Origin of the sequence: Mesorhizobium sp. M7A.F.Ca.AU.001.01.1.1 (assembly GCF_004022735.1) — a bacterium.
Taxonomy (GTDB): Bacteria; Pseudomonadota; Alphaproteobacteria; order Rhizobiales; family Rhizobiaceae; genus Mesorhizobium; species Mesorhizobium ciceri.
Genome location: NZ_RZPF01000320.1, coordinates 1 through 6,925 on the forward strand (window position 1 = coordinate 1; position 6,925 = coordinate 6,925).

The following is a 6,925-nucleotide window of genomic DNA, read 5'->3' on the forward strand; positions in this document are numbered from 1 at the left end:
CATGCGCGGGCTCCAGTTCGTGGCGCACCAGCAGGCATGTCCCGACCGGGGTGTCGCCGATCCGGGCCACGAATGCCGCCTCGAAACCGTCACCGGCGATCAAGTCGCGAAGCCCTGCCGCATCTTCCCCGAGAGTCCTTCCGGTTCCCTCGAAAAAGGCAGACAGGCGCAGTTGCGCGACCGCTGCTACGTCGTGCTCGCCCATGGGTCCGATCGTCGGCTGCATCTGTATCTCGAAACGGTGTCCGGCACGGAGCGAAGGTTTCGCTCGATCCGGTAAAGGCAAAACCGCCGGGCTGGCGCCCGGCGGTTTGCAGATCATGGCTGTGTGTTCGTGCCGCTCAATAGGGGCAGGCGTTGTCAGTCGTATAGTCGTGTACTTCGACCTTGCCGGCAATGATGTCGGCCTTGGCTTTTTCGACGGCCGCCTTCATCTCGTCCGTCACCAGCGCCTTGTTGTTGTCGTCCATGGCGTAGTCGACGCCGCCTTCCTTGAGGCCGAGATTCTCGACGCCGCCCTTGAAGGTGCCGTTCTTGCCGTCCATGAAGGCGGTGTAGACGGCGACGTCGACGCGCTTCAGCATCGAGGTCAGCACCTTGCCGGGCTGCAGGCCGTTCTGGTTGGAATCGACGCCGATGCCAAGCTTGCCGGCATCTGCCGCCGCCTGCAGCACGCCAACGCCGGTACCGCCTGCCGCGGCGTAGACCACGTCGGAGCCCTGGTCGATCTGCGTCTTGGCGATCTCGCCGCCCTTGGCCGGATCGTTCCAGGCAGCCGGCGTGTCACCCGTCATGTTCTGGATGACATCGGTCGCGCCGGCCGATTTGGCACCGCCGACATAGCCGCATTCGAACTTGCGGATCAGCGGGATGTCCATGCCGCCGACGAAGGAGACCTTCTTCGACTTCGAGGCCATCGCCGCCATGATGCCGACGAGATAGGAGCCTTCGTTTTCCTTGAATACCAGCGAGCGGACATTGGGCATGTCGACGGCGTCGTCGATGATGGCGAAGTTGAGATCGGGATATTCGGCCGCGACCTTCTTCAGCGCATCCTCCCAGGCGAAGCCGGCCATGACGATCGGGTTGTGGCCGTCCTCGGCGAAGCGGCGCAGCGCCTGCTCACGCTGCGAGGCGTTGGAGACCTCGAATTCGACGTAGGCCGTGCCGGTTTCCGTCTTGAATTTCTCGGCGCCGTGATAGGCAGCCTCGTTGAAGGATTTATCGAATTTGCCGCCGAGATCATAGAGGATGGCCGGCTGGACATCCGCGGCGAAAGCCGGAAGAACCATTGCGGTTGCGGCCAGGAGGCCGAGAACGATACGTTTCATGTGATCCACACCCTGTCGGTTATTTTTTCCGTTACGCACCGCATGCCGGCCCGGTTCTCCGGCAGGCATGCGACGTCAGCCAGGAGTGTATTCCCTCCCGCTCGGCGGCAATCTGGCATGGCCCGAAACAAAATTCACGCGGAATTTTGACCTTTTGGAAAAGCTTGGTGCGGGCAAGCCGCACCGCAGCTTGTGTCAGGCGGAGGCGGCGGCAGGGATGGCGCAAGCGACACCGGTGCCTTTGAGGTTGCACGTGCCGTAAGGATTCTTCGCCAGATATTGCTGGTGATCGGCTTCGGCGAAGTAGAATTCGGCCGCCGGGGCGATCTCGGTGGTGATCCTGCCGTGGCCGGCACCGCGCAGCGAGGTCTCATACGCATCGCGCGAGGCGCTCGCCGCCAACAGTTGCGCCTCGTCGCTCGTGTAGATCGCGGAGCGATAGGCGGTGCCGACATCATTGCCCTGGCGCATGCCCTGCGTGGGATCGTGGCTTTCCCAGAACAGCTTCAGAAGCCCAGCATAGGAGACGATCCCGGGGTCATGGACCACCAGCACCGCTTCGGCATGACCGGTTAGCCCGGTGCAGGTCTCCTGATAGGTCGGATTGGGCGTGAAGCCGCCGGCATAGCCGGCCGCGGTGACCCAGACGCCTTCGACCTGCCAGAACAGCCGCTCCGCAGCCCAGAAGCAGCCGAGCCCGAACATGGCCGTCTCCAGCCCCTCGGGATAAGGACCCTTGAGCGGTCTTTTCAAGACCTTGTGCCTGGATGCGGTCGGGATCGCCCTGGCGCGGCCCGGCAGGGCCTCGGAGGGCTTCGGCAGATTGAGCTTCTTGTTCAGCATGTCGCTGAGAAAGAACATGCGCGGGTTTCCCTCTCTTCGCGGAAAGCGGATCAGTTTGCGACGAACTGTCCGGCGCGACGTTGCCGCCTGTAGCCTATCGCATAGAGCAGGAAAGCCAGCACCGCGAACACGGCGAAGCCCGGCTGGTTCAGCACCCAGGCGATGGCGCCATCCCATAGCAGCGGGCTGGTCTTGGTTCGGATGAAGGTCTCGAAGGCGGCCCGCGTGTCGGGCGAGACCGCGAGCCAACTGCTGTTGAGCGGGGTCAGCACCAGCACGGAGGCCGCCACTGTGCGTGTCGCGTCGAGCACCGCCATGATGACGGAAATCGACAGCGCGATCATTGCGGCAAGACGAAAGACGAAGCGAAACATCAGAACCCTCCTCCGGGCTGGTCCTCTCCCGAGGGGCTTTTCAGAGATAGAATGCGCATGGCTGGATCGCAATCGCCATACGCGAATTTGCAGACTCCAAACTCAGGTCAACGGAGGGCCGGACGACAGTCAGTCGGGTCGCTTTTCATTGACATGTGAGGGCAGCTATGCTAATAGTTTGGGTATGGCGTTGACTTGCGCCGACGACCCGCCGCACAGGCGGGTTTTTGCGTTTGGTGCTCGCAAACCGACGCGCCGGCGAAGTCTCCCAAGACCGTGTGAACCCGGATTTGTTGCCCGCGCGAATTATGCGGCCGGCTTCCTTTTGTGCCGGTGGACACGCCAGACAGCAAAAACGCCGCCGCCGATGGCGCCGATCACCAGACCGGCCAGGCCGGTGAACACGGCGAAATAGCCGCAGGCGCCCTCGAAACAGCTCATCTCGGTGGCATCGGCGATCACCGAGCCGATGGCGAATCCGCCCACGGCGCCGATGACCGCGCCCAGGACGATGCCGAGCAGCGCGGCGATGACCGAGACGAAGGCCGATGGGCTCTCGGTTTTCGGATTGACATAAACGGCATCGGCTTCGGATCCATGGCGCAGCAGATAGATGCAGAGCGCGCCGATGGCGATTTCGGCGCCGGTGATGACAAGCGCCTGGCCCGAGAAGACGAATCCCGGCACCGTAGGGGCATAGGCATGGATGACCAGCAGCCCGACGATTATGGCAATCTGCCAGATCGTGAACTGGCGCGGGAAGCGGGCCGAGCGGCCGAAGGCGAGGCCGAGCAGGTAAAGCCCCCATAGGATGGTGACGATGTCGACGACGAGCCCGCCATAGATAAGGTAAAGCACGCTGTCTGGCAGGCCGGTGGCGCCGACCGCGGGCCAGACGGAGATCAGGCCGTAGACTGACCACGCCATGACGAAGACAAGCCAGCCCACCGGCACGAAGGACAGCCCGCTGTCCGGCCGCCTGACTGGCGTCTGTCCATTGCTCGATGTCATGTCCGCACAATGCCCCCGCAAAGCCTCGGCACCCGACAGGCAACTCCGGGGGAAGTCAAGGGCGGCCGTCCCTGCGGTCCTGCCTGTGCACACCATTGCAGCGGCGGCGCCCGCAAAAACGGGCATGCCGGCGGCCTCGTGAAAGACTGTGTGGCCGGCAAAGCGAATAGACTGCCGTTATGGCTTGGCATTCGCCGTCGGATCGACTAGATGAGCCCCGCGCCTGTTGCTTCGACGGCTCAGGTGCAGGGGAAGGCGTTTGCTGGTTGGCGACGCCGATGGCGAAAGTTTCGTCTTGCCCCAAGGGAGGTGCATCTCCCCAACCCGCGCGGCAAAACCGGCCGACGCGACATGCATGGACGGAGAGGTGGCCGAGTGGTTGAAGGCGCACGCCTGGAAAGTGTGTTTACGGGAGACCGTAACGCGGGTTCGAATCCCGCTCTCTCCGCCATCCTGCTTCGCTCTACGAGCTTCGCAGGACAAGCCCGAGCCTTTGCGCGAAGCAGGGCGGTAAACATCCCGCCGCGCTCTGCCCTTGAAACCTGCCAATCACAGGAGATGGCATGCCGAACGATGTAATCGTGCGCGACAGCAATGGCGCTCAATTGAATGACGGCGATTCCGTCACGCTGATCAAGGACCTCAAAGTCAAAGGCACTTCGGAAACGATCAAGCGCGGCACGTTGGTGAAGGCTATCCGCCTGAACGGCAATCCCGGCGAGATCGAATGCAACACCAAGCAAGTGAAAGGCCTGGTGCTCAAGACCGAGTTCGTGAAGAAGGCGTGAGCCTCAGGGCGGCAAGCGATCTCGATGGCTCCTTCGGGATTTTGGAGAGCCTGCCGTCGCCAAGTGGAAGCGGAGCCGTTGAGCGTCCGGCACATGATCGTTGCGCTGCGAAATTGATAATTTCGCCGACCAGGCACAATCAAAAACCGCCAAGACCCAAGTCTGGAACCTCCGGCCTCGTTGCGCGTTTCAGGGCGTCCCGTTCGCGGACCCGCCGGATATCTCTCCAAGCGCGCAAAAAAACCAGGAGCCCGCTTCATGCACGACAAGCTGTTTCATTCCCCGGTCGCACTCTCGGTCGGCCTTGGCTTCAAGCGCGAGATTGCGTCGCTGGCCGAAATGCACGACTTCCTTACCAATTGGACGACCTCCCGCCGCGGCCCCCTCTACCGCAACGCGGTGGAAGCATGTGAACTCGCCATCCCAGGCTATGTGACCATCGAGCAGGCCCGCCACGCGCTCGTCCAGTTTGCGCAAGCTTCTTGTATCCTGTGGCCGGACCTCGAGCCGGTGGCGGGCGTGCACGCCGTTGCGCGTGGCTATGGCGGCTACGCCGCCTGAAGATCGATACCCTCCGTGGCGGCTAAAGCCACACCACCATAGAAGGCCCGGCTGGCCCCAGCCGGGCTTTCCCGTTTCCGGCAGCTCGCAAGCAAATCGCAATCCTGTGGCTGGCCGCCTGCCTTGCGCGACAATCCCTGCGTGGAGTGTTGGGAAGAGCCCGCGCAAAAATCTTTATGAAATTCCTATTTCTTTCCACTGCGCTCCGTCTCGAACCTTTATGGCGATCGGGTCCATATTCCCTTCAGAAAACACATTCGGTTTCGTCGCCAAAGATGCGACGGGACACTTTCGATATATTGCGAACTCTCCTGTCAAGTTCGCAAAGTACAAAAGAACAAAAGGAATAAAAACAATGGATATGGCCGTTATCGGAATCGGAATTTTGTTCTTTGCCCTTTGTTTCGCCTACATAAAAGCTTGCGACGCTCTCTAGAGCGAGGCTGAAAAAATGATCGTCGACTATATTCTCGGTGGCGGCGTTACGCTGTTCCTGCTCGCCTACCTGACCTACGCCCTCGTTCGTCCAGAACGCTTCTGAAGGCACGGAAAGCCACAGCCATGACACTGAACGGTTGGATACAGATCCTGGTCTATTGCGGGATCGTCATATTGCTGGTGAAGCCGCTCGGCGGCTACATGCACCGCGTCTTCGACGGCGACCGGACGCTGCTCTCGCCCGTCTTCGGCCCGCTCGAGCGCGGGCTGTACCGTGTTTGCGGAACCAGCGAACGGGAGGAACAGCACTGGACCACCTATGCGGTCGCCCTGCTGCTCTTCAACCTTGCCGGCTTCCTGGTGCTCTACGCCCTGCAGCGCCTGCAGGGCAGCCTGCCCTACAACCCGGCCGGCATGACAGCGGTTGAACCAGGGCTCGCCTTCAACACCGCCGCCAGCTTCATGACCAACACCAACTGGCAGAACTATGGTGGCGAGAGCACGATGTCCTATCTCGTGCAGATGGCTGGGCTGACGGTGCAGAACTTCGTTTCGGCGGCCACGGGCATTGCCATAGCCATCGCGCTGATCCGCGGCTTTGCCCGGGCTTCGGGCAAGTCGATCGGCAATTTCTGGGTCGATATGACCCGCTCCACACTCTATTTGCTGCTGCCGTTCTGCGTCGTGCTGACGCTGGCCTATGTCTGGCTCGGCATGCCGCAGACGCTGGGCGCCTATGTCAACGCCACGACGCTCGAAGGCGCGCAGCAGACCATCGCCGTCGGCCCGGTCGCTTCGCAGGTGGCCATCAAGATGCTCGGCACCAATGGCGGCGGCTTCTTCAACGCCAATGCCGCGCACCCGTTCGAGAACCCCGACGCGATCTCCAACCTGATCCAGATGGTGTCGATCTTCGCCATCGGCGCCGCCTTGACCAATGTCTTCGGCCGCATGATCGGCAACCAGCGCCAGGGCTGGGCGATCCTCTCGGCCATGGGCGTCATGTTCATCGCCGGTGTCGCCATCTGCTACTGGGCGGAAGCCGCCGGCAACCCGCTGGTGCATGCGCTGGGCATCGACGGCGGCAACATGGAGGGCAAGGAGACACGTTTCGGCATCGCCTTGTCGGCGCTGTTTGCCGTCATCACCACGGCCGCTTCCTGCGGCGCTGTCAACGCCATGCACGGCTCGTTCACGGCGCTCGGCGGCATGATCCCGATCATCAACATGCAGCTTGGCGAAGTCATCGTCGGCGGTGTCGGCGCGGGCCTCTACGGCATCCTGATGTACATCGTCGTCGCCGTCTTCGTCGCCGGCCTGATGGTCGGTCGCACGCCCGAATATCTCGGCAAGAAGATCGAGGCCAAGGAGGTCAAGATGGCGATGCTGGCCATATTGTGCCTGCCGCTGGCGATGCTGATCTTCACGGCCATCGCCGTCGTGCTGCCGACCGGCGTGGCGTCGATGGGCAATGCCGGCCCGCACGGCTTCTCCGAGGTCCTCTATGCCTACACGTCGGCGGCGGCCAACAACGGTTCGGCCTTTGGCGGCCTCAGCGGCAACACGCCCTGGTACAACA

At 62.2% G+C, this 6,925-nt stretch carries 8 protein-coding genes, 1 tRNA gene and 1 pseudogene; 5 read left to right on the top strand and 5 right to left on the bottom strand.

Annotated features, from left to right (window positions below; translation table 11 throughout):
* The 5 genes and pseudogenes from EN884_RS19645 to EN884_RS19665 form a co-directional block, all read right to left on the bottom strand.
* Positions 1-226 (bottom strand): annotated as a pseudogene (locus EN884_RS19645) (N-acetyltransferase); the annotation flags it as partial.
* 115 nt (positions 227-341) lie between these two features.
* Entirely contained in the window at positions 342-1,331 is a 990-nt protein-coding gene (locus tag EN884_RS19650) for a BMP family ABC transporter substrate-binding protein (RefSeq protein WP_024502791.1), read from the bottom strand.
* 195 nt (positions 1,332-1,526) lie between these two features.
* Positions 1,527-2,192: a peptide-methionine (S)-S-oxide reductase MsrA gene (gene msrA, locus EN884_RS19655; RefSeq protein WP_063168985.1), complete on the bottom strand. Its 666-nt coding sequence runs from the start codon at positions 2,190-2,192 to the stop codon at positions 1,527-1,529.
* A gap of 32 nt (positions 2,193-2,224) precedes the next feature.
* Entirely contained in the window at positions 2,225-2,548 is a 324-nt protein-coding gene (locus EN884_RS19660) for a hypothetical protein (RefSeq protein ID WP_024502789.1), read from the bottom strand.
* A gap of 306 nt (positions 2,549-2,854) precedes the next feature.
* On the bottom strand, positions 2,855-3,559 hold the full coding sequence (locus EN884_RS19665; RefSeq protein ID WP_164919868.1) for a hypothetical protein: 705 nt from the start codon (positions 3,557-3,559) through the stop codon (positions 2,855-2,857).
* 361 nt (positions 3,560-3,920) lie between these two features.
* Here EN884_RS19665 and EN884_RS19670 point away from each other — a divergent pair.
* The 5 genes from EN884_RS19670 to kdpA all read left to right on the top strand — a co-directional run.
* A tRNA-Ser gene (locus tag EN884_RS19670) sits at positions 3,921-4,010 on the top strand.
* Positions 4,011-4,122: 112 nt separating this feature from the next.
* Positions 4,123-4,347, top strand: coding sequence for an alkylphosphonate utilization protein (locus EN884_RS19675; protein WP_013529641.1), 225 nt, complete (start codon positions 4,123-4,125; stop codon positions 4,345-4,347).
* Positions 4,348-4,605: 258 nt separating this feature from the next.
* Positions 4,606-4,908, top strand: a complete 303-nt coding sequence (locus tag EN884_RS19680; protein ID WP_013529642.1) for a DUF982 domain-containing protein — start codon at positions 4,606-4,608, stop codon at positions 4,906-4,908.
* Positions 4,909-5,359: 451 nt separating this feature from the next.
* A complete protein-coding gene (locus EN884_RS19690; RefSeq protein ID WP_032808122.1) occupies positions 5,360-5,449 on the top strand; it encodes a K(+)-transporting ATPase subunit F in 90 nt (29 codons plus the stop codon).
* 20 nt (positions 5,450-5,469) lie between these two features.
* Positions 5,470-6,925, top strand: a 1,456-nt coding sequence (kdpA, locus tag EN884_RS19695; protein ID WP_128360692.1) for a potassium-transporting ATPase subunit KdpA, incomplete at its 3' end; no start/stop codon positions are given.

Bases quoted from the DNA above. Each gene is read 5' to 3' on its own strand.
- EN884_RS19675 (WP_013529641.1), top strand. From the start codon at position 4,123: ATGCCGAACGATGTAATCGTGCGCGACAGCAATGGCGCTCAATTGAAT.
- EN884_RS19690 (WP_032808122.1), top strand. From the start codon at position 5,360: ATGATCGTCGACTATATTCTCGGTGGCGGCGTTACGCTGTTCCTGCTC.
- EN884_RS19660 (WP_024502789.1), bottom strand. From the start codon at position 2,548: ATGTTTCGCTTCGTCTTTCGTCTTGCCGCAATGATCGCGCTGTCGATT.
- EN884_RS19665 (WP_164919868.1), bottom strand. From the start codon at position 3,559: ATGACATCGAGCAATGGACAGACGCCAGTCAGGCGGCCGGACAGCGGG.
- EN884_RS19680 (WP_013529642.1), top strand. From the start codon at position 4,606: ATGCACGACAAGCTGTTTCATTCCCCGGTCGCACTCTCGGTCGGCCTT.
- EN884_RS19650 (WP_024502791.1), bottom strand. From the start codon at position 1,331: ATGAAACGTATCGTTCTCGGCCTCCTGGCCGCAACCGCAATGGTTCTT.
- msrA (WP_063168985.1), bottom strand. From the start codon at position 2,192: ATGTTCTTTCTCAGCGACATGCTGAACAAGAAGCTCAATCTGCCGAAG.